Annotated in this window: 20 protein-coding genes and 1 pseudogene; 10 read left to right on the plus strand and 11 right to left on the minus strand. The window is 74.9% G+C overall.

The window, feature by feature from the left end; all coding sequences use genetic code 11:
• Nucleotides 1–224: 224 nt before the first annotated feature.
• The 3 genes from ACFY0O_RS12990 to ACFY0O_RS13000 form a co-directional block, all read right to left on the minus strand.
• Complete coding sequence (locus ACFY0O_RS12990; protein ID WP_358893863.1) at nucleotides 225–659, minus strand: CBS domain-containing protein; 435 nt, start codon at nucleotides 657–659, stop codon at nucleotides 225–227.
• 155 nt (nucleotides 660–814) lie between these two features.
• Nucleotides 815–2,362: an alpha/beta hydrolase gene (locus ACFY0O_RS12995; RefSeq protein ID WP_388946353.1), complete on the minus strand. Its 1,548-nt coding sequence runs from the start codon at nucleotides 2,360–2,362 to the stop codon at nucleotides 815–817.
• Nucleotides 2,363–2,483: 121 nt separating this feature from the next.
• Nucleotides 2,484–3,155 carry a hypothetical protein gene (locus tag ACFY0O_RS13000; RefSeq protein WP_388946355.1) on the minus strand — a complete coding sequence of 224 codons (672 nt, stop codon included), beginning with the start codon at nucleotides 3,153–3,155 and terminating at the stop codon, nucleotides 2,484–2,486.
• Nucleotides 3,156–3,363: 208 nt separating this feature from the next.
• Between ACFY0O_RS13000 and ACFY0O_RS13005 the strand changes: the two genes are divergently transcribed.
• A complete protein-coding gene (locus ACFY0O_RS13005) occupies nucleotides 3,364–3,912 on the plus strand; it encodes a hypothetical protein (RefSeq protein ID WP_388946358.1) in 549 nt (182 codons plus the stop codon).
• A gap of 236 nt (nucleotides 3,913–4,148) precedes the next feature.
• Here the strand turns inward: ACFY0O_RS13005 and ACFY0O_RS13010 are convergent, their stop codons facing one another.
• The gene (locus ACFY0O_RS13010) at nucleotides 4,149–5,063 is read right to left on the minus strand and encodes an alpha/beta fold hydrolase (protein WP_388946360.1); all 915 of its coding nucleotides are present in this window, start codon (nucleotides 5,061–5,063) and stop codon (nucleotides 4,149–4,151) included.
• 64 nt (nucleotides 5,064–5,127) lie between these two features.
• A complete protein-coding gene (locus ACFY0O_RS13015) occupies nucleotides 5,128–5,712 on the minus strand; it encodes a TetR/AcrR family transcriptional regulator (protein WP_388946363.1) in 585 nt (194 codons plus the stop codon).
• Nucleotides 5,713–5,801: 89 nt separating this feature from the next.
• On the opposite strand from ACFY0O_RS13015, the gene ACFY0O_RS13020 reads away from it, so the two are divergent.
• Entirely contained in the window at nucleotides 5,802–6,269 is a 468-nt protein-coding gene (locus ACFY0O_RS13020) for a cupin domain-containing protein (RefSeq protein WP_388946366.1), read from the plus strand.
• A gap of 13 nt (nucleotides 6,270–6,282) precedes the next feature.
• Here the strand turns inward: ACFY0O_RS13020 and ACFY0O_RS13025 are convergent, their stop codons facing one another.
• The 4 genes from ACFY0O_RS13025 to ACFY0O_RS13040 form a co-directional block, all read right to left on the minus strand.
• A complete protein-coding gene (locus ACFY0O_RS13025; protein WP_388946369.1) occupies nucleotides 6,283–7,800 on the minus strand; it encodes a glutamate synthase subunit beta in 1,518 nt (505 codons plus the stop codon).
• A gap of 159 nt (nucleotides 7,801–7,959) precedes the next feature.
• The gene (locus ACFY0O_RS13030) at nucleotides 7,960–8,496 is read right to left on the minus strand and encodes a hypothetical protein (protein WP_388946372.1); all 537 of its coding nucleotides are present in this window, start codon (nucleotides 8,494–8,496) and stop codon (nucleotides 7,960–7,962) included.
• A 107-nt stretch (nucleotides 8,497–8,603) separates the two neighbouring features.
• Nucleotides 8,604–9,707 carry a mechanosensitive ion channel family protein gene (locus ACFY0O_RS13035; protein WP_388946375.1) on the minus strand — a complete coding sequence of 368 codons (1,104 nt, stop codon included), beginning with the start codon at nucleotides 9,705–9,707 and terminating at the stop codon, nucleotides 8,604–8,606.
• Between the two features lie 241 nt (nucleotides 9,708–9,948).
• Nucleotides 9,949–10,581: a CGNR zinc finger domain-containing protein gene (locus ACFY0O_RS13040; RefSeq protein WP_388946377.1), complete on the minus strand. Its 633-nt coding sequence runs from the start codon at nucleotides 10,579–10,581 to the stop codon at nucleotides 9,949–9,951.
• A gap of 73 nt (nucleotides 10,582–10,654) precedes the next feature.
• Between ACFY0O_RS13040 and ACFY0O_RS13045 the strand changes: the two genes are divergently transcribed.
• The 6 genes and pseudogenes from ACFY0O_RS13045 to ACFY0O_RS13070 all read left to right on the plus strand — a co-directional run.
• Nucleotides 10,655–11,224: an HPP family protein gene (locus tag ACFY0O_RS13045; protein ID WP_388946380.1), complete on the plus strand. Its 570-nt coding sequence runs from the start codon at nucleotides 10,655–10,657 to the stop codon at nucleotides 11,222–11,224.
• 130 nt (nucleotides 11,225–11,354) lie between these two features.
• A complete protein-coding gene (locus ACFY0O_RS13050; protein WP_388946383.1) occupies nucleotides 11,355–12,356 on the plus strand; it encodes a hypothetical protein in 1,002 nt (333 codons plus the stop codon).
• A 287-nt stretch (nucleotides 12,357–12,643) separates the two neighbouring features.
• Nucleotides 12,644–13,276, plus strand: a complete 633-nt coding sequence (locus ACFY0O_RS13055) for an NADPH-dependent FMN reductase (protein WP_388946713.1) — start codon at nucleotides 12,644–12,646, stop codon at nucleotides 13,274–13,276.
• A gap of 251 nt (nucleotides 13,277–13,527) precedes the next feature.
• Complete coding sequence (locus tag ACFY0O_RS13060) at nucleotides 13,528–13,689, plus strand: hypothetical protein (RefSeq protein WP_388946386.1); 162 nt, start codon at nucleotides 13,528–13,530, stop codon at nucleotides 13,687–13,689.
• Complete coding sequence (locus ACFY0O_RS13065; protein ID WP_045952010.1) at nucleotides 13,686–14,264, plus strand: RNA polymerase sigma factor; 579 nt, start codon at nucleotides 13,686–13,688, stop codon at nucleotides 14,262–14,264. Before ACFY0O_RS13060 ends, ACFY0O_RS13065 begins: the two co-directional genes overlap by 4 nt.
• 857 nt (nucleotides 14,265–15,121) lie before the next feature.
• A pseudogene (locus ACFY0O_RS13070) lies at nucleotides 15,122–15,889 on the plus strand (IclR family transcriptional regulator); the annotation flags it as partial.
• 217 nt (nucleotides 15,890–16,106) lie between these two features.
• On the opposite strand, the gene ACFY0O_RS13075 reads toward ACFY0O_RS13070, so the two are convergent.
• Entirely contained in the window at nucleotides 16,107–17,522 is a 1,416-nt protein-coding gene (locus ACFY0O_RS13075; RefSeq protein ID WP_388946389.1) for an MFS transporter, read from the minus strand.
• Nucleotides 17,523–17,663: 141 nt separating this feature from the next.
• Between ACFY0O_RS13075 and ACFY0O_RS13080 the strand changes: the two genes are divergently transcribed.
• Nucleotides 17,664–18,485 carry a helix-turn-helix transcriptional regulator gene (locus ACFY0O_RS13080; protein ID WP_388946715.1) on the plus strand — a complete coding sequence of 274 codons (822 nt, stop codon included), beginning with the start codon at nucleotides 17,664–17,666 and terminating at the stop codon, nucleotides 18,483–18,485.
• Between the two features lie 21 nt (nucleotides 18,486–18,506).
• On the opposite strand, the gene ACFY0O_RS13085 is transcribed toward ACFY0O_RS13080, so the two are convergent.
• Complete coding sequence (locus tag ACFY0O_RS13085) at nucleotides 18,507–19,451, minus strand: nucleoside hydrolase (protein WP_388946392.1); 945 nt, start codon at nucleotides 19,449–19,451, stop codon at nucleotides 18,507–18,509.
• A gap of 258 nt (nucleotides 19,452–19,709) precedes the next feature.
• On the opposite strand from ACFY0O_RS13085, the gene ACFY0O_RS13090 reads away from it, so the two are divergent.
• A complete protein-coding gene (locus ACFY0O_RS13090) occupies nucleotides 19,710–20,405 on the plus strand; it encodes a DUF4360 domain-containing protein (RefSeq protein ID WP_388946395.1) in 696 nt (231 codons plus the stop codon).
• Nucleotides 20,406–20,416: the final 11 nt, after the last annotated feature.

The following is a 20,416-nucleotide window of genomic DNA, read 5'->3' on the forward strand; positions in this document are numbered from 1 at the left end:
CCTCGCCGGGGGGGGTCGGCGGGCGCGGGGGCTGTGTGGGGCGCTGGGGGCGGTTTTGCCCGGGGGGGACCCCGTCGCGCCTCGCGGGGGGGGCGGCCGGGCTCCGGGAGCCCGGCCGGCGCACCACCACTTCGCTGACCGGTTGCTTCAACGAGGGGACCGGCGGGGGGTTACGGGCGTCCGCCCGCAGGCCGCGGAGATCCGCCGGCGGACGCGGCCCCCGGTCAGTTCGCGGCGTAGACGCGGACCGCGAACTCCGCGATCTCCGCGTCCGAGAGGTTCTTCGCCAGGTTGGCCTCGGTGATCATCCCGATCAGCCGGTGGCCACCGGCCACGTCGATGACCGGGAGCCGCTTGATCTGGTGGATCTCCATGGTGTCGACCGCCTCCTGCGCGTTGCTGTCGGCGTCCACCCAGAACAGCGTCCCGGCGAGTTCCCCGGCCTTCATCGCGGCCGGGTCGCGGCCCTCGGCGCAGCACTTGACGACGATGTCGCGGTCGGTGATCAGCCCCTGGAGGCGCTCGTCGTCCCCGCAGATGGGCAGACAGCCGACGTTCAGGTCGCGCATCATCCGCGACGCGTCCAGCAGGCTCTGGTCCTCCCGGACGCACTGGACCCCGTTGGTCATGATGTCCCGGGCCCGCAGGTTCCTGGTCATGGTTCCTCCTCGGCTCCGACGAGTGGTCCGTGCCTCGTACACCCTCCCCTTCGAGCACAGCACGGATGGGCCCGCGCGGCGCGCCGAACGGGCGGCCGGCACCGCCCGGCCGTTCTGGACCGATCGTTCCTGACCGGCCGTTCCGGTGGACGGGTCTACCGGCCGGCGGCGGGGGAGGGCAGCGGCTTGCCCTCGCACGAGGCGTCCTCGGCCGGCATCCGGCCGTCGACGAGGAAGCCCTCGACGTACGCGTCCACGCAGGCGTTGTGCGACTGGTAGACCCCGTGGTCACCGCCGCCGACCGTGATCAGCCGGGACCGGGCCGTCCCCTGGTGGGCACGCAGCGCGCCCTCGTAGTACGTGGCCGGATCGTGCAGCGAGTTGAGCATCATCATCGGCGGCAGCCCCCGGCCGGTGACCTGCACCCGGGGCGCCCGCGAGCGCGGCCAGGCCGCGCAGACCGAGGCGAAGGTCAGCTCCCGGGCCCCGGCCATCGGGTACGCGCGGCTGTCGGCCGCGCTGCGCCGCACCCAGTACGCGCTGTCGTGGTTCCAGGGGGTGTCCTGGCAGATGACGGAGAAGAAGTCCGCCGCGAACTGCGCCGCCAGAGGGTGCTTCAGCTTGTCGGCGAGGGCCTTGCGGACGGCCGGCGGGGCCGCGTCCGGGTGCTGCAGGACGCCCAGCAGCACCGCCAGGTCGGGGAAGGCGTCCCCGCTGTAGATGACGGAGGTCGCGGCGGCGTCGAGGTGGTTGGGGGTGACGGCCGTCCCCTCCAGGCCCAGCGGGTGCTCGCCCAGCGAGCTCCGCAGCCGCTCGTACGAGGCCTTGGCCTCCTCGGCGGTCCGGCCCTGGTGGTACGTCGCGTCGTTCGCGGCGAGCCAGGGCAGGAAGTCCTGCTCGAACCGGCGCTGGAAGCTCATCGGCTGCCCCGTCAGGAACTCCTGCCAGCTGCCGGTGAAGCCGATGTTGCTGTCGAGCACGACCCGGTCGACCCGGCGCGGGAACTCGGTGGCGTAGTAGGCGCCGAGGAAGGTGGCGTAGGACGGGCCGTAGTAGGACACCTTCGACTCGCCGAGCAGGGCCCGGAACAGGTCCATGTCGTGCACGGCCTGGTCGGTGGTGATGTACGGCAGCAGTCCGCCCGACTGCCGCTCGCAGTCCCGTACGAAGCTCCGCGCCCGCTCCACGGTGGCGTCCACGGCCGCCGGTGCGCGGTCGCGCAGGTCGCCGCTGGTGAACAGGGCGTCCACGCCCTCCTGGCCGGAGCAGACCACCTGGGTGCTGGCCCCGACCCCGCGCTGGTCGAAGCCGACGATGTCGTACGCGGCCGCCAGCTTCGGCGAGTACCCCGCCAGCCCCGCCGGCCGGCCCAGCCCCGAGGCACCCGGCCCGCCGGCCGCCATCATCAGCACGCCCCGCCGCGCGGCGGGGTCCGCGGCCCGGTGCCGGGACACCGCGATGGTCAGGTCCGCGCCCGTGCCCGGGTGGTACCAGTCGCGCGGCACCGTCATCGAGGCGCACTCCAGGGCCCCGTCCCGGCAGGGCTGCCAGTCGAGCCGCTGCTGTGCGTACCGGGCCGGTACCGCCGGCGCGCCGCCCCCGGCCGGGGCCGCCGCCGCGGGGGAGGCGGGCAGGGCGGCGAGGGCGAGCAGCCCGCACGCGGCTGCCGTGGCCCAGCGCGCGGGTTTCTTGAAGAGGTGCATGTGGATGGGTCCCCCCGTCGGAGCGATTCGGTACACCCCGATCCTCCGCGGCCGCAGGCACCCGGACGATCCCCCCACTGCCCGTATCGGGGGTGGCGCCAGCACCACCCCCGCCTCTCTCCTAGCTGACGAACTCCTCGTCCCCGTACCGGACCCGGGCCTTGGCCCAGTCGACGCCGAGCCGCTGCGAGAACCGCTGCGCGAGCGGCAGGTCGGTGAGCGGGGCGATCAGGATCAGCCGTCCCCCGAGGGTGACGGAGCCGCCGCCGAGCCGCTCCCGCGCCTCGGGATCGGCGGCCAGCGCGTCGCGCAGGCGGGTCGCGCTGACGCCCTCGGCCTGGATCTCGACCGCGTCGGTCTCCGCGGAGCCGCGCGGCAGGCAGCGGAAGGTCAGCACCGACTCCTGGTGGTAGCGCTTGGCGATGACCCCGGCGATGTGGTGCAGGCCGTCGCGGTTGACGCCGTTCACGTCGAACTCCCGCGACCGCTCGTAGGTGGTCTGTTTCTGTTCCTCGGACCAGAACACCCCGTCCAGCAGGGTCGAACGGCCCGTCAGGGCCCCGTTGGCGTGGACGATCCCGCGCACCTCGCGGTCGAAGCGGGTCAGGCGCGTCTTCAGCCGGGGGTCGCCCGGGTCCGTGATGACCGCGGTGTTGTCGGTGGCGAACACCTCCCCGTCCGGGCAGGCCGCGGCCGCCGCGGCGTCCGGAACCGGGGCCGCCTGGGCGGTGCCCGCCCCCGCCGTACCCAGCGCCAGCACCCCGGCGACGACCAGCACACGCAACCGCTTCATGCTCAACTCCCTGAATGTGGGCCCCTGCTGCCTCACCCGGGGCCGCGGCGGCCCCATCCTAGGAGCCGGAAGGGGCGGTTCACGCCGTGTTAGCGCATATGGCGGATATCGGGCGCATTGGCTCCTTCCGCCCCGTCCGGTCCCCAGGTTGACGTGAGAGCCGCCCCCGGCGGGGGTATGGCTCATCCCCGGGAGGAGGAGTCGAGTCGTGGCAGCCGGCACGGGGAACGCGGTGCGGGGCCTGGCCCTGCTCGGATCCGTCGCGCTCCTGGGCCTCGCCGGGTGGCTCGTCTGGCTGCTGCCCGGCCCGCAACTGGTGGCCGCGCTGGGCCTGGGGCCCGCCGACGGCACCCTGACGGTCTCCGAGTGCTACGAGGCCCCCGACGCGGAGGGCTATCCGGGCGGCACCGAGTGCAAGGGCGTCTTCACCCCCGGGCGCGCCGCCGGGCCGCGGGGCGAACTCCTGCTGGACGGCGCCGCCGCGCGGCACGAGCCCGGCAGCGCCCTGCGGGTCCGGATCGTACGGGGGCGGGCGTACGAGCGGTCCGGGCCCGCGGTCGGGCACGCCGGCGCCGTCACCGGCTTCCTGCTGGTCCCCTTCCTCGCCCTCGCCTCCTGGCTGCTCGGCTGGGCCCGCCGCGGCCGCGCCGGGCACGGGGCCGCCCACCTGCTGGCGGCGCTGGCCGGACTGGTGGCCGTGCTGGTGCTCAGCGTCGCGGCCGCCCTCCTCGTCGCCCTCGTCACCGCCCTGAGCTGACCACTACACCGCGACCGCCTCGCTCACCGACGGCAGAGCGGTGGTCGGCGACCCGGTGCACGGCGACGGCGCGCGGGGCCGCGGCGTGGACGTGGCCGAACATCACCTCGTGCAGCAGCACCGGGGGAGCGGAGGTGGCCAGGGGGTGGTCCGGGGTCGGGCATCGGGGGTGTCGCCGGGGGGCCGGCGGGGCCGCCCGCCGTCAAGCCGACTTCAGGTCGGACCGGTCGGACCGGTCAGCCGCCGACCGGGGCCCGTTCGGCGCGCCCGACCAGGGCGGTGATCCGTGAGGCGATCTCCGGCCACAGCTCCCGGGGCAGGTCGTGGCCCATGCCGTCGAACACGGCCAGTTCGGCGTCCGGGACGGCCGCCGCCGTGGCCCGCCCGCCGCTGACGTGGCACACCGGGTCGTCGCCGCCGTGGATCACCAGCGTGGGCACCCGCACCCCGGCCAGCAGCGCCGTCCGGTCGCCCGAGGCGAGGGAGGCCAGGGCCTGGCGGGCGACGCCCAGCGGGTCGTAGTCGCGGTCGAAGGCCCGGGTGGCCCGCTCGCGCACCGCGGCCTCGTCGAACGGGAACCCGGGCGAGCCCATGACCCGGACCGCCCGGACCGTCCGCTCGATGGCCCCCTCGCGATCGGCCGGCGGCGGCCCCGCCAGCACCCCCAGCACCCCGGGGTCGGGCTGCCCGACGCCGGGGGCGCCCGTCGTGGACATCAGGCAGGTCAGCGACCGCACCCGGCCCGGGTGCGCGATGGCCATCGTCTGCCCGATGGCGCCGCCCAGCGACAGGCCGACGACGTGCGCGCTCGCCAGGCCCAGCGCGTCCAGCAGGCCCACGGTGTCGGCGGCCATGTCGGACAGGTCGTACGACGCCGAGGACAGGTCGCCGCGCCGCGCCGCGGACAGGTCGGGCAGCGGAGCGTCGTGGAAGTGCGAGGACAGGCCGCAGTCGCGGTTGTCGAACCGGATCACCTGCATCCCGCGCCCCGTCAGCTCGGCGCAGAACCCGTCGGGCCAGCCGTACATCTGGAGGGCGAGCCCCATCACCAGCAGCACCGGCGGCGCCTGAGGGTCGCCGAGGCGCTCATAGGCGACCTCGATACCGGCCGGGCCCACGTCCACGGCCTTCTGCTCACTCACCGCTGTCATGCGTCGGTTCTACACGCCCCCGCCGCGGCCCGCCCGGCTCCGCCCCCGCGTGTCCCGCCCGCCCTCAGGGACCGTCGCCGCGGGGGCGCAGGCCCTCGAAGGCCAGGTCGAGGAAGCGGCGCCAGTCGCCACTCCCGGTCCGGATGATCCCGGACAGCCCGCCGACGACCATGTAGACGTCCGCGACCGTGAGGTCCGCCCGGAGGGTGCCCGCGGCCTGCCCCTGGGCGATCAGGGCCGCGACGGCCTCCTCCAGGGCGCCGCGCGTATCCCCGTCGGGCGCGGACGTGCCCGTCGCCGACTGGGCGGCGGCCGTGAGGCCGGGGCTGGCCGCGAGGGTCCCGCCGACGTGGTGCAGGTAGCGGGCCAGCCCCCGGCCGGCTTCCGGCTCCCGCAGGCAGTCCGTCCGCGCCAGCTCCAGGATCCCGGCGAACCGCTGCTCCGCCGCCGCCTCCACGAGGGCCCGCTTGGACGGGAAGTGCCGGTACAGGGTGCCCACGCCGACCCCGGCCGCCCGGGCCACCTCGGGCATCTGCACCTCTTCCCCGCGCTCCTCGAACAGGGCGCGGGCGGCGGCCAGGACGAGGGCGCGGTTGCGTTCGGCGTCGGCGCGCGGGCGGCGGCCGCCTGGTGCGGGGGGCGTTGACAAGACGACCACTCCTGTCCCTACAGTGAACACGGAATTGAAACGGAATCGGATTCCGGTTCACATTGTGCCATGCGAGAAGGGGCCGAGCCATGCCTGAAGAGGACCGATTCATCCTGCTGGAGCCCGGGGCCGCCCGGCCGGGACGGGTCCCGCTGCCGCCCGCCTTCGCCGTGAAGGCCGGGGTCGCCGACACCGAAGGACGGCTGTCCCTGCTGGAGGTGACCCTCGTGAAGGACATCCCCCGGCACACCCACCACCTGGCCGACGAGTGCGTCTACGTCCTCGACGGGGTCCTCGGCATCGAGTACGACGACCGGACCCACTCCGCCCCCGCCGGGACCTTCGCCCTGCTGCCCCGGGGCGTCCCGCACGCCCTGCGCCGCGCCTCCGACCCGCCCCCGCGCGTCCTGCAGATCTCGGCGCCCGGCGGCTGGGAGCGCTACGTGGAGGACCTGGTCGAGGCCGGCCCCGCCGTGCTCACCGACGGGGAGCTGGACCCCGCGAAGATCAACCCCGTCGCGGCCCGCCACCACGTCCGGTACGAGGAACGCCCCTGACCGCCGCGGGGCCCTACGGCTCGTCCGGGTCGGACCAGTACCGCATCCGCCCCGTCGCCGTCATCGGCCGGTCGTGCGCCGCGACCGGGGCCGGCAGGACGGTGGAGCCGGTCAGGTAGCGGTCCACCGCCGAGGCCGCCGACCGGCCCTCGGCGATGGCCCACACCACCAGAGACTGGCCCCGCCCCGCGTCGCCGGCCACGAACACGCCGGGGGCCCGCCCCCCGGCGGCGAAGTGCGCGTCCCGGGCGAAGTTGCCGCGCCCGTCGTACTCCAGCCCCAGCTGCCCGCACAGCCCGCCGGCCCGCTCCGGCCCGGAGAACCCCAGCGCCAGCAGGACCAGCCCGGCCTCGATCACCCGCTCGGTGCCCGCCACCGGCTGCCGCCCCGAGGGCTCGACGGCGGTCAGCCGCAGCGCCCGCACCCGGCCCCGGCCGTCCCCCTCGAAGCGCAGGGTGGCGCTGGAGAACAGCCTGGGGTCGCGCCCGGCCCGGCCCCGGGCCTCCTCGTGGGCGTGGGAGATCCGGTACACCTTCGGATGCACCGGCCACGGCTCGCCCTCGGCGCGGCCGGGCCCGGGTTCGGGGTTGATGTCCAGCTGGACCACGGAGAGCGCGCCCTGGCGCAGGGCCGTCCCGAGGCAGTCCGAGCCGGTGTCACCCCCGCCGACCACCACCACGTGCACACCCTCGGCGGTGACCGGCGACACCGCCAGGTCCCCCTCGCACACCCGGTTGGCACAGGTGAGGTAGTCCATCGCCTGGTGTATCCCGCCGAGCGAGCGACCCGGGACGGGCAGCTCCCGTCGCTCCCCGGCCCCGACCGCGACGACCAGGGCGTCGTAGCGGCCGCGCAGCCCGTCCGCCGGTTCGGCGCCGCCGACGTCCGAGCCCGTCACGAAGGAGGTGCCCTCGGCCCGCATCTGCTCGATCCGCCGGTCCAGGTGGGACTTCTCCATCTTGAACCCGGGGATGCCGTAGCGCAGCAGCCCGCCGAGCCGGTCGTCCCGCTCGTGGACGACGACCAGGTGCCCGGCCCGGGTCAGCTGCTGGGCCGCGGCGAGGCCCGCCGGACCGGAGCCGATCACCCCCACCGACCGCCCGCCGCGCCGCTCGGGCGGGCGCGGGGCCATCCAGCCGCGCCGCCGCCCCTCGTCGGCGATGGTCTGCTCGACGTTCTTGATGGTCACCGGCTCGTCGCCGAGGGCGAGCACGCAGGCGTCCTCACAGGGCGCCGGGCAGAGCCGGCCGGTGAACTCGGGGAAGTTGTTCGTCGCGTGCAGCCGCTCGTAGGCAGCGCGCCAGTCGGAGCGGGCGGCGTAGGCGTTCCACTCGGGGATCAGGTTCCCCAGCGGGCAGCCGGTGTGGCAGAACGGGACCCCGCAGTCCATGCACCGGTCGGCCTGCTCGCGGACCAGCGGCAGCAGGGCCTGCCCCGCGTACACCTCGTTCCAGTCCCCGAGCCGCTCCTCGACGGGCCGTGCCGGCACGGCCTTGCGGGGGATCCTGAGGAAGCCGAACGGATCGGTCACGCGCCGCCTCCCTGGCCCGGGGTGCGAGAGGGTGAGAGGCGCGGTACGGCGCGCCCGAAGCGCGCCGTATGCCACCTTTCCCCCAGATTACGCCGTCCGGGCCAACCGGCGCCCGGTCCCGGCGGCCCGTCCCGGCGGCCGGGACCGGGCGCACGGGGCTCAGTAGCCCCAGCGCGGCTGTCCGCCGTCCTGGCGGCAGGAGATCATGCGGCCGTTGGCGGCGTGGGTGATCCGGCCCACGTCGGCCTTGCGGCAGTACTGGCCGGCGCTGTAGCAGTTGCCCGCGTTGGAGACGATCTCGCAGGAGGCCTGCGCGGGCTCCTCCGCCGCCCGCGTCGTCGGCTGCGCGGCGGGCCGGGAGGCGGACCGCGTCGGGGCGGGAGCCTGGGAAGGGGCCTTGGCGTCCGGGGCGGCCGCACTGGCCGAGGGGCTCGGCGACCCCGTGGACGGGGTCGCCGGGGCGGGCGTCGCCGTCAGGGAGGGGGTGGGCGACGGGGAGGCCGTCGTCGGTGCCGCCGAGGACGGGGGCGGCACGGCCGGGCCGCCCCCGCCCTCCGCGGGCCCGCACGCGACCGCGACGCCCGCGGCCACCAGAGCCACCAGCGCGAGCCGTATCCGTCCCGCCCGCCGCCCGCCCGTGCGGCCGCTCCCCATGGCCCAGCCCCTGTCCGCGCCGTACATCCGTACCCCCACCACGAGTCGATCCTCCGGAATGATCAAAGGATCAACAGCATAGGAACGGATGTCCGGTTGTCCGGCGGCCTTCACCCCATCGTGACCATCGCCGCCGCGCCCGGCTGCTGCTACCGGTCCGTCAGGACCGCCGACGAGGCGTCGCGCTGGTGCGGCACCTGGGCGGAGGGGAACGTGCCCGGGTCCTCCTCCGGGCGGATGGAGACCGTGCGGGTGGGGGCGGGGATGGAGATGCCCTCCTCGCGGTAGCGCTGGTGCAGGCGCTTGATGAACTCGTGCTTGATCCGGTACTGGTCGCTGAACTCGCCGACGCCGAGGATCACCGTGAAGTTGATCCGGGAGTCCCCGAAGGTGTGGAAGCGGACCTTCGCTTCGTGGTCGGGGACCCCGCCCTCGATGTCGGCCATCACGCCGTCCACCACGTCGAGGGTCACCCGCTCCACGTGCTCCAGGTCGCTCTCGTAGCCGACGCCCGCCTGGACCAGGAGCGAGAGCTTGGCCTCCGGCTGGGTGAAGTTGGTCATGTTGGTCCGCGCGAGACGCCCGTTGGGGATGATGACCAGGTTGTTGGAGAGGTTGCGGACCACGCTGTTGCGCCAGTTGATGTCGACGACGTAGCCCTCCTCGCCGCTGCTCAGCCGGATGTAGTCACCCGGCTGCACGGTCTTCGAGGCGAGGATGTGCACCCCCGCGAAGAGGTTGGCGAGGGTGTCCTGGAGGGCCAGTGCGACCGCCAGACCGCCGACGCCCAGGGCGGTGACCAGCGGTGCGATGGACACCCCGACGGTCTCCAGCGCGACCAGCACGCCCATCGTGAGGACCACGATCCGGGTGATGTTGACGAAGATGGTGGCGGACGCGGCGACCCCGGTCCGCGACTGCGCCACCGACTGCACGAGCCCCGCGACCACCCGCGCCGCCGTGAACGTGGCGAAGATGATGAGCAGCGCCGTCAGCGACTGGTTGACGAGACTGCCGACCCGTGCCGTGAGCGGCAGCGCGGTGGCGGCCACGGCCGCGCCCGCGATGACGGCCGCCCAGGGGGCGAGGGTGCGCAGGGCGTCGACGATGATGTCGTCGCCGGTCCACTTGGTCCGCTCGGCGTGCTTGGCCAGCCACTTCAGCAGGGCCCGCAGCAGCAGCCCGGCCGCCCCGCCCGAGGCCAGGGCGATCGCGGCCACCACCCAGTCGTGCAGCACGAGGTCCCGGGTCAACGCACGGCCTCCGCTCGCGCGAGGTCCGGCCGCCGTATGTGTCGTCTCGTCACCATGTCACCTGTCAGGTCGCGTTGTGCGGGGGCTCGTTCGAGCGGACGTACGCATTCCGAACGAACTGTCATCCTGCCGCATCCGACCGCGACCCCCACAGCGGGGCGGGGGGCGTCGCCCCGGGCTGGCCCTGCACCTAATAAGTGTGTCGTGCTCGACGCATTAATAAGAGAACGCCCGTGGGTTCTCATCCCGCCTGCGGGTCGCGGTGCCGGCGGCTGTGGCGGGCCACGCGGACCCGGTTGCCGCAGGCGGCCGTGCACCATGCGCGGCGGGCGTGGGTCTTGAGGAAGTAGAGGATGCAGCCCGGTGCCGGGCAGGCGTGGACCGGTCGCTCCGGGGCCCCGCCGAAGAGGCGCACCCCGTCGGCCGCCACCTCGCCGAGCGCGGCCAGCTGCGGGTCGGGCTCGTTCCAGCGGGTCACCGAGCCGGCCGGGGCGGTGGGGGAGAGCTCGTCCCAGCGGGCGGCGAGCCGGGCCGCCCGGTTGACGGTCCGGACGTGGGCCTCCTGCGGGGCCCGCCCGGCGGTGTGGGCCGCCGCCACCTCCCGCAGCGCGCGGCGCAGCTCCAGGAACCGCTCGAAATGGGCGCGGGTGGCCGGCTCGGACAGCCGGGGGCGCAGCGGAGTGCTGAAGTCCCCGGCCCGGAGGGCGAGCCACCGGTCCAGGTCGGCGGGGGCGGCCAGGGCGTCGACCAGGACCCCCCGGAGCCCGCCGTCGATGAAGGTCGTGTTGACCAGGTCCAGCGCGAGCGACTCCCCGGCCAGCGGCATCCCGTCCACCGCCGAGGCCTCCGCCGGGCGTTCCGCGCTCTCGGTCATCTCCGGGCCTCCTGGCGTGCTACTAATGGGAACCATGCAGTTTCCACATTAGCGCTCCCGGGAGAGGAACACCATGCCCACGCCCCCCGCGACGACCGAACCCCGCACCACCCCGGCGACCCCCGCTCCGACCGGCCCCCGCCGGGGCCTGGCCCGGCTGTCCGGCCGCGCCCCGGCACGCCCCCCGCTGCGGACGGTGGCCCTGGCCACCGCCGCCGGCATCGCCGGCCTGCTGCTCCTCGTCGCGGTCGGGGACCTCCTGCACCACCCCCTGCTGATACCGCCGCTGGCCGCCAGCGCTGCCCTGGTGATGGCCGCCCCGGCCCTTCCGCTGGCCCAGCCGCGCAACGTGGTCGGCGGCCAGCTGGTGTCGGCGGCGGTCGGCTTGGCCGCGTCGGCCCTGGGCGGGAGCTCGCTGTGGACGGCCGCCGTCGCGGGCGGAGCGGCCATCGGCGCGATGGCCCTGACCCGTACCCCGCACTCGCCCGCCGCCGCCACCGCCGTCATCGTCGTCCTCACCCGCCCCGCCGCCCCGTCCTTCCTGGCCGCCCTGGCCCTGGCCACCGTCCTGCTCGTGCTGGTCGGCTGCGCCTCCTCCCGCGCCACCCGCGGGGCCGCCCGCTACCCCGTCTACTGGTGGTGACCCGGGAGCCACGGCTCCCGACGGCGCGCGGCGCAGTTGCTCCGGCCCGGCGAACTCCTCACCTGCCCGGCCCACACCCCCGGCCCCGCCGAACCACCGGCACCCGCGGGGGCCGGTGGGATGTGCAGTCATGAACCTCCACGCGCACAAGGAGACCCCCAGGTCCCGGGCACGCACCCGGGTCCTGCTCGCCTCCCTCGCCGCCGCGGCGGCCCTGACCGGCCCGCTGGTCGTGACGGCCCCGGCCGCGTCCGCCGCCGGCCCCAAGCCCTCCGACCCGGCCCCGGCCGCCCCCGCCAAGCAGCGGACGCCCGCCAAGCAGCAGCCCCCGGCCAAGCAGCGGCCCGCGGCCGGGGACCAGCGCCGGGACCCCGGCCCCGGACAGGACGAGGGCCCGGGACGCGACGACGGCCCCGGACGGGACGACGGTCCCGGGCGGGAGCACGAGAAGGACGGGAACCCGCACAAGCGGAAGCAGACCCCGGTCGCCCACGGACTGCGCCAGTTCACCTCCGACAACACCTTCACCCCGCCGGCGGGCGTCACCTCCGTCTTCGTCCAGGCCTGGGGCGCGGGCGGCGGGGGCGGCGGCGGAGGCGGCTCCAACACGCTGGGCGCCCGCGGAGGCGACGGCGGCGGCGGGGGCGCGGGCGGATTCACCTGGTGCACCCTCAAGGTCGTACCCCTCACCGACTACGGGGTCGACGTCGGCGCCGCGGGCAGTGGCGGCGGCGGGGGAGCGGAAGGGGTGACCGGCGTCAGCGGAACGGCGGGCACCAGCGGCTCCGCCAGCACCCTCACGGCGTCCGCGACCAACACCACGCTGCTCACCGCGGGCGGCGGCGGAGGCGGCGGAGGCGGGGGCGGAGCCACCCCCACGACCCCCGGCACGCCCGGCACCCCCGGCACGGGAGGCACCGGCAGCTGCTCCACGGGCGGGGTGAACCTGCCCGGCGCGGCCGGCGGCCCGGGCATCACGGGCGCCACCGCCGTCCCCGACGGCATCGTCGGCCTCCCCCCGCGGACCGCCACGGGCGGCAACGGCGGCGCGGGCGGCGGCGGCGTCGCGGGCCCCGGCCCGGGCAGCCCGGGCCAGAACGGCGGCGACGGCTACGTGGTCATCTGGTGGTAGCGGTCTGAGCCGTCGGAGCCGTCCTCCGGACCGTCCGCTCCCGGCCCCCGGGAGCGGACGGCGCCCGCCGGCGCGCCCCTGCCGGGCAGCCGGGTGACGTACGGCCGGACCCGCGCGCGGACCCGGCCGGCGCGGCCCGCCCGCCCGTACAGTCCGCTGGGAACCCCCGTCCCCGGCGCCGGGGGCGCGTACCGGCAAGGGAGACAGCCGTGACCTCGAACGACCAGGCCCACTTCCCCGCGGATCCGGCCCGCCCGCAGGACGGGCACCCCACCGCCCGCGCCTCCATGCACGTGTTCGTGCTCTCCGGGTCCTCCCGCACCGGCTCGGTCAACGCCCGCCTCGCCGCACTCGTCGCCGGCCTGGTCGAGCGCACCGGGGCCACCGCCGAGCCCGCGCTGCTCCGGGACTTCCCGATGCCGCTGTACGACGGGGACGTGGAGGCCGACGAGGGCGTGCCGGCGGGCGCGCTGGCCCTGCGCGAGCGGATCGAGGCCGCGCAGGCCGTGGTCATCTCCTCGCCCGAGTACAACGCCTCCGTCCCCGGCCCGGTCAAGAACGCCATCGACTGGGTCTCCCGCGTGCGGCCCCAGCCCTTCAAGGACAAGCAGGTCCTGCTCGTCTCCGCCTCCCCCTCGATGGTGGGTGGCAACCGCGGCCTGTGGGCGCTGCGCGTCCCGCTCGAGCACCTCGGCGCGCGGGTCTACCCCGACATGTTCAGCCTGGCCGCGGCCCACCAGGAGTTCACCGAGGACGGCGCCCTCGCCGACCGGGGGCTGGGGGAGCGGCTGGCCTCGACCGTCGGCGCCTTCCTGGACCTCGCCGAGGCCGACACCCGCTACCTGTGCCTGCAGCGCCGCTGGTACGAGTTCCTCGGCGACCGGACCGACGCGCCGGTCACCGCCCGCGCTCAGGACTGAGCCACCCGGCCGTCGCACACCCGTTCGTCAACGCACGCCCCACCCTCGCCCGAAGGTGGGGCGTGCGCCGCTGTGCGGGGGGCGCGCACAAGGGCGGATGCGACTCTTCCGGAAGAAATCCGGGCCCGGCTTGCACGATCGGGCGCCTTTTCCGATGGGGTGGTGATGGGGGAGCTTGTCGCTCCACGGCTGCCGGACACGGGGGCAGGCGGCCCGCTACTCACAAGCCACTCGGAAGGTTCCACGCAGAAGTGAACGCTGCCCAGACCGTCACCCTCGTGCTGATAGACGCCACCGCGGTCCAGGACGATCCGAGAGCACCCCTCTCGGCCGATTCGACCGGGGTGCCCGCGCACCCGCGGCTGCCCACCGCCCGCACCGGCGGCGACGAGCAACGACGGGGGAACGCATGAGCGAAGGAGAGTTCGACCCATCGGGGGACCAGACGGTCTCCAGCGAACTGGCGGGAGTGCTCCCCGTGGAGTTCACCGCGTTCCACTCCCAGCAGCACCGCGCCTACCTGCGCTACGCCCACCTGCAACTGGGCAACGCCAAGGACGCCGAGGAAGTCGTAGACGACGTGTTCACCTTCCTGCTGAAGGTGTGGCGCCAGGCGCTGAAGGAAGCGAGCCTCCACGGCTTCGCGTGGGCGGTGCTGCGCGAACACGTGGAACGGCGCCTGGCCGCCCTCGGCCGCCAGGTCGCCATGGTGGAAACGGCATGGTTCTCGGCACTGCGCCGCTCCTCCAGGGAGCGGCTCGAACTGCTGGAGTCGAAGCTCGGCCTGTACGCGGCGATCGCCGAACTGTCCGAGCGGCAGTACGACGTGGTGCTGCTGGCCTTCCTGCTGGGCAACGACTCCGACACGGTCGCCCGGATGATGGGGATCTCCCCCGCGACCGTCCGGTCGCACGTCCGCGGCGCACGCCGAACCCTGTCCCGCAAGCTCGGGGTGGACTGGATCCCCGGAGAGGAGAAGGACCAGTGAGCGACATGCCCGCTGACCGTGACATGCCGCTGCGCGAACTGGACGCGGCCCTGGAGAACGCGGCGGTGCTCGCCGAGGAGTACGCCGGCTACGACGAGGGGGCCGCCCGGCGCCGCGTCGCCCGCCGCATCGCGGCCGACCGGGCCCGCTCGGCGATCGGCACCGCCGGAGCCGACCAGGCCCGGGGGCGGACCGCCGCCAACGCCTGGGACGACCTGGTGCTCGACGCCGCCTGCCACGTGCGGGCCGCGCGCTGCCTGGACGACCTGACCTGGTCCCTGGCCGAAAGCCGGGACTTCGCGGAACTCGCCCTGCACGCGCGCTCCTGGCCCCACGGCGTGGACTCGGCCCTGCTGTTCGGCTGCCTGCTGCACCTGACGGACCGGCTGGAGGCCGCGCAGTTCTGGTTCCAGTACGCCGCCGGAGCCGGCTCGCGCACCGCCGCCCAGTGCCTCTACCTGCACCACCTGGCCCGCGCCGAGGTCCGCACGGCCCGCCACTGGAAGCAGCAGGCCCGCGTCCTGCCCGTGGAGGACCACCTGCCGCCGCTGCCCCCCGTCCCGGACAACCTGGAGGAGACCCTCGGCGCCTCGGTCATCTGGACCTCACCGCCGATCAGCACCCAGGACCTCACCGCCCTCGCCACCGGCCGGTCCGAACGCCCCCCCTACCGGCTGCCCGCGCGGCTGCGCCAGGCCGTCGCGGCCCGCCCCCGCAAGGAGCACCCGGACCTGGGGGACATCGTCACACCCAGCCCGCCCGTCGCCGTGGCCGTCGCCCGGCACGCCCGCCTCAACCTCGCGCACCTTACGGACGAGGCCAACGCCTGGGCCCTGGGCGCCCTCAAACAACCGCAGTTGACCCACGCCGCCCGCAAGACCCCCGAAGGGCGGCCGGCCCCCGCCGCGCTGGCCTCCGTCCACCAGGCCCTGCGCGTACTGGAAGTCGTCAACCGCTACTCGGGCGGCGTCAGCCTCACCCAGATCGCCCGCGAGACCAAACTGCCCCAACTGGCCCTCGCCCGCATCACGGAACAGCTCGTCCGGGCCAACCTCGCCACCCCCACCGGCCCCGACGCCTACGTCGCCGGCCACGCCCTGCTGCTGGCCGAAGCGGCCGGCGGGGAGGGCCGGGGACACCTGCGCGAGACCCTGGCCTGGGTACGGGACGCCGTCGGCGCGGCCGTGTACGTGGCCCGCTACACCGACGGCGAGGTCTCCATCACCCAGTACGCCGACGGTCCCAGCGCCCCCGCCGTCCACGAGTGGGTCGACTTCCGCGAGGCCGCGCACGCCTCCGCCGTCGGCAAGGCCCTGCTGACCCAGCTCGACTACGACGACCGCAAGGACCACCTCGCCCGGCACGAGATGTCCCGCCTCACCTCCCACACCGTCACCAGCCAGGAGGCCCTCTTCCACCAGCTCGACACCCGCCGCCCCAACACCCCCCTGCTCGACCTCCAGGAGTACGCGGTCGGGACGGTCTGCGCGGCCGTACCGATCACGGCCGGCCCGAACGCCGAGTGCGTGGCCCTGTCCATCCCCGTCCCCGACCCGGCCCGGCTCAAGCAGGCCGCCCGGATCCTGCAGAGCGAGGCGGCAGCGGTCTTACTCGCCCTGATCGTCGCGGGCAGCACCCAGCCCACCCCGGGCCGGCCCGCGTTCGACCCGCGCACCGCCCCGCGGCGGTGTCCCGAACCGTCCGGCCGCTCCGGACTGGAGACCACCGTCCTCTCACCCACCTTCTAGCCGAGGGCCGTCCGCGCCGCCGGACGGCGCGCGGGAAGCCGAGCGGGCCCGGGCCGGATTCCTCCGGACCGGGCCCCGCTCGTAAGGCTCGCGCTCAGCCCTCGCGCCGCCCCAGGCCGACGGCCACCAGCAGGGCCGCGCCGACCACCAGGGCCGCGTCCACCGCCAGGACCGTGCGCACCCCGCCGAAGAGGGAGTTCCCCGTCGTGGCCAGGACGCCCAGCAACGGGATCCCGACGGTGAGGCCCACCTGCTGGGTGGTGGTGACCAGACCCGTGGCCAGACCCTGCTCCCCGTCCGGCACCCCGCTCGTCACGGTCAGTCCGTACGAGATGATCGCGCCCAGGTGGCACATGCTGGCCAGCGACACGGCCACGGTCGCCACCAGCGCGCCCGAGTCGGCACCCACCGCCAGCAGCGCCGCCGTGAACAGCCCCTGCCCGGCCAGCGAACCGACCAGGGTGCGGCGGGCGCCGAACCGGCCGATGAACCGCGGGGCCACCGCACCGGCGAGCGCCGAGGTGACTCCCTGCACACCGAAGACCAGACCGGTCAGGAAGGAGGACAGTCCCAGCGTCTCCTGGAGGTACAGGGTCAGCACGAAGACGACCGTCGACATCATCGAGAACGTCACCAGCCCGCCCACGTTGCCCCAGGCCACGGTGCGCCGCCGCAGCATCGGCAGCGACACCAGCGGAGCGGCCGCCTTCGACTCCACCACCACGAACAGGGCCAGCAGCACCAGCCCGGCCACCAGCGCGGCCCGCACGTCCGTACCGCCGAACCCGCGGTCGGCCGCCGTCGACAGGGCGTAGATCAGCGCGAGCAGCCCCGCCGTGACCGCGACGGCCCCCGGTACGTCCAGGCGCGGCCGCTCAGGGGTGCGGGACTCGGCCAGCAGCCCGGGTGCCAGGGCCAGGACGACGAGCGCGGCGACGGCGAGCAGCCCCATGGTCGAACGCCAGCCGAGGGTGTCGGTCATGACCCCGCCGAGGACCATGCCGACCGTGAAGCCGAGGGACAGCAGGGTGCCGGAGATGCCCAGCGCCCGGTCGCGCAGCGGGCCCTCGGGGAACGTCGTGGTCAGCAGGGACATGCCCGCCGGTACCACGGCGGCCGCCCCCAGGCCCTGGAGGGCGCGCCCGGTCAGGAAGGCCGCCGGGTTCCAGGCGAGGGTGGCGAGCAGCGAGGCGGCGCCGAAGACCAGGAGCCCCGCCAGGAACAGCTTCTTGCGGCCGAACAGGTCGCCGATCCGGCTGAAGAGGAGCAGGAACCCGCCGGACGGCAGGCTGAACGCGGTCACCGCCCACTGGAGGGCGGACGGACTCAGGCCCAGGTCCTTGCCCAGCACCGGCAGGGCCACGTTCAGGACGGAGAAGTCGAGCGCCACCATGAACTGGGCGGCGCAGAGCACGAAGAGGACCAGCCGTGCGCGGCCGGAGAGCCGGCCTTCCTCGGGGGCCGCCGTACGCGGCCCGGTGACCACGGGGGTCCGGGTGTCTGTCGTCATGGGCACCACCCTCGCGGCCCCGCGACGCTCGTGAAGAGTGGGAACTTATCCTGTTGGTGGCACCACCAGGCAGCCGGACAGGGGGAATCCGTGGCCACACCGATCGACCGCAACCGCCGCACGGAACTGCGGGAGTTCCTGATGAGCCGGCGCGCCAGGATCTCCCCGGCACAGGCGGGCCTCCCGGACGGCGGAGCCCGCCGCCGCACCCCGGGACTGCGCCGCGAGGAGGTCGCCGTCCTCGCCGGGGTCGGGGTCTCCTGGTACCAGTGGCTCGAACAGGGCCGCGACATCACGGTCTCCGGGCAGGTGCTCGACGCGGTCAGCCGCGTCCTGCGGCTGACCAGCGCCGAACGCCGACACCTGTACGTGCTCGCCGGGCTCAACCCGCCCGCCCTCGAAGTCGCGCCCGGCGATCGGGACATGTGCCAGGGCCTGCAGCGCCTGATCGACGCCTGGATGCCCTTCCCCGCGCACATCATGGACACCTACTGGAACACCGTCCTGTACAACGACGCGGCCGCCCTGGTCCTCGGCATGCGTCCGGAGATCGTGCAGAACTGCCTGATCGCGTTCTTCACCGACCCCGTGTACCTGTCCCGCTCCCCGCAGTGGGAGGAGCTCGCGGTGGAAGTCGTGGCCCAGTTCCGGGGGGCCTGCTCCGAACACCCCGAGGACGAGGGCTTCCAGGCGGTGGTGGAGCAGGCACGGGAACTCAGCCCCCGGTTCGCCGAGCTGTGGGAGCGCCAGGACATCCGGCCCGGCGGCCAGCACCGCAAGCAGCTGGAGCACCCGGTCGTCGGCACCCTGCACGTGGAGTCGACCCAGCTGCGCGTCCCGGCCCGCCCCGACCTCGTGATCGTGCTGCACACCCCGATGCCGGGCACGGAGACCGCCGAGAAACTGGAGTGGCTGACCTCACCGGAGGGGCGCAGGGGACTGATGTACCCGGTCGCGGGCTAGGCCCTGCCGGGCGGCGGCGCCTCAGGGGGTGCGGGCGCCGAGGGTGGCGACGGCGCCGACCATGCGGTCCCAGAACGCCTCCCGGTCCAGGGTGACGGCGACCCGCGCGTTCGCCGGCCGGCCGAGGTAGCCGTGCGGGTCCACGACGGTGGCCCCGCGCGTGTGCGTGCCCCGCAGCTCCACCGCCACGTTCGCGTCCACGCACTCCACGATCGCCGGGTCGATCACCCGGGCCACCGCGACGGGGTCGTGCAGCGGGGGGTGGGGCATGCCCCACAGGCGGTGGTAGGCGGCGCCGAAGAAGGTCAGCAACTCGGCGCAGACCGCGCCCAGTTCCGTGCCCAGCGCCTCGAAGCGGGCCACGACGTCCGGGGTGGCCAGGGCCTGGTGGGTGACGTTCAGGCCGCACATGGTCACCGGTACCCCGCTGCGGAGGACGATGTCGGCGGCCTCCGGGTCGCTGTACACGTTGAACTCGGCCGCGGGCGTCCGGTTGCCGCGTTCCGTGGATCCGCCCATCAGCACGATCTCGCGGATCCGGGCGGCACAGCCGGGGTAACGGGTCAGCAGCAGCGCGATGTTGGTCAGCGGGGCCGTGGGCACCAGCGTCACCGGCTCGGGATGCTCGTCCAGGATCCGCCGGATCAGCTCCACGGCGTGCTCGGGCACCACGTCCACCGAGGGCTCCGGGAACCGCGGCCCGTCCAGCCCGGACGCGCCGTGCACGTCTTCGGCGACGGACAGGGGCTGGAGCAGCGGCCGTGCGCAGCCGGCGGCGATGGGCACGTCCGTGATCCCGGCGACGGTGCACACCCGGCGGGCGTTGAGGGTGGTCTTCTCCAGGGTCTGGTTCCCGGCGACCGTGGTGATGGCGAGCAGGTCGACCGCGGGATCGGCCGCCGCCAGCATGATCGCCAGGGCGTCGTCGTGTCCGGGGTCGCAGTCGATGATGATCGGGACGGGCACGGGCAGTTCCTCCCGGTGGGGGCGCCGACCCGCCCAGTCTGCCGCCGCGGGGCCGCGACGGCCGCCACTTGTGCGCCAAAACGCCGCAGCCGTCGGCTCATACCCGCGCTTCGGCGGCCCAGGGCGGGGCGGTTCCCCCGGACGGGTGGCCGGGGCCCGGCCCCCGGGGTGGTGCCTGCCGCGCCTGCCCGGCCGGGCCGGGGGAGTGTGGAACGGTTCGAGCCGATCACGCACCGCAGCGATCGGGAGGACCCCCACATGTTCAGAACGGTGTTCACCGCCGGCGCGGCCGCCGCGCTCGCCGCCGCCGCCCTCACCCCCTCGGCGGGGGCCACGACCGGCGGCGGCGCGTCCTTCGGCGGCGCGTCCTCCGGCCGGGCGTCCTTCGCACCGCCGGAGCAGATCACCATCGACGTGGTCCAGGTCAACGGCTCGGGCTGCCGCCCCGGCAGCGCCGCCGTGGCCGTCGCCCCGGACAACACGGCCTTCACCGTCACGTACAGCGAGTACCTCGCCGAGGTGGGCCCGGGCGCAAACCCGACCGCCTTCCGCAAGAACTGCCAGCTGGGACTCAGCCTCAACGTCCCGCAGGGGTACACCTTCGCCATCACCCAGGCCGACTACCGCGGCTTCGCCAGCCTCCACGAGGGCGCCACCGCCACCCAGAAGGCCAGCTACTACTTCCAGGGCATGTCCCAGACCGCCAGCCGCAGCCACACCCTGCGCGGCCCGCTCCAGGACGGCTGGCAGGTCTCCGACACCGTCCCCGTCGAGGCCCTCGTCTTCCACCCCTGCGGGGCGAAGCGGAACCTGAACATCAACACCGAGCTGCTCACCCAGGCCGGCGCCTCCGACCCGGCCAAGGACACCAGCTTCCTCACCATGGACTCCACCGACGGCAGCATCAACACCAAGTACCACTTCTCCTGGAAGCCCTGCCCGCAGCGCCGCTGACACCGGCCGCG

The sequence above is a fragment of the Streptomyces sp. NPDC001594 genome (assembly GCF_042893675.1).
Taxonomy (GTDB): Bacteria; Actinomycetota; Actinomycetes; order Streptomycetales; family Streptomycetaceae; genus Streptomyces.

Bases quoted from the DNA above. Each gene is read 5' to 3' on its own strand.
- ACFY0O_RS12990 (WP_358893863.1), bottom strand. From the start codon at position 659: ATGACCAGGAACCTGCGGGCCCGGGACATCATGACCAACGGGGTCCAG.
- ACFY0O_RS12995 (WP_388946353.1), bottom strand. From the start codon at position 2,362: ATGCACCTCTTCAAGAAACCCGCGCGCTGGGCCACGGCAGCCGCGTGC.
- ACFY0O_RS13000 (WP_388946355.1), bottom strand. From the start codon at position 3,155: ATGAAGCGGTTGCGTGTGCTGGTCGTCGCCGGGGTGCTGGCGCTGGGT.
- ACFY0O_RS13010 (WP_388946360.1), bottom strand. From the start codon at position 5,063: ATGACAGCGGTGAGTGAGCAGAAGGCCGTGGACGTGGGCCCGGCCGGT.
- ACFY0O_RS13020 (WP_388946366.1), top strand. From the start codon at position 5,802: ATGCCTGAAGAGGACCGATTCATCCTGCTGGAGCCCGGGGCCGCCCGG.
- ACFY0O_RS13040 (WP_388946377.1), bottom strand. From the start codon at position 10,581: ATGACCGAGAGCGCGGAACGCCCGGCGGAGGCCTCGGCGGTGGACGGG.
- ACFY0O_RS13045 (WP_388946380.1), top strand. From the start codon at position 10,655: ATGCCCACGCCCCCCGCGACGACCGAACCCCGCACCACCCCGGCGACC.
- ACFY0O_RS13050 (WP_388946383.1), top strand. From the start codon at position 11,355: ATGAACCTCCACGCGCACAAGGAGACCCCCAGGTCCCGGGCACGCACC.
- ACFY0O_RS13055 (WP_388946713.1), top strand. From the start codon at position 12,644: ATGCACGTGTTCGTGCTCTCCGGGTCCTCCCGCACCGGCTCGGTCAAC.
- ACFY0O_RS13065 (WP_045952010.1), top strand. From the start codon at position 13,686: ATGAGCGAAGGAGAGTTCGACCCATCGGGGGACCAGACGGTCTCCAGC.
- ACFY0O_RS13075 (WP_388946389.1), bottom strand. From the start codon at position 17,522: ATGACGACAGACACCCGGACCCCCGTGGTCACCGGGCCGCGTACGGCG.
- ACFY0O_RS13080 (WP_388946715.1), top strand. From the start codon at position 17,664: ATGAGCCGGCGCGCCAGGATCTCCCCGGCACAGGCGGGCCTCCCGGAC.
- ACFY0O_RS13090 (WP_388946395.1), top strand. From the start codon at position 19,710: ATGTTCAGAACGGTGTTCACCGCCGGCGCGGCCGCCGCGCTCGCCGCC.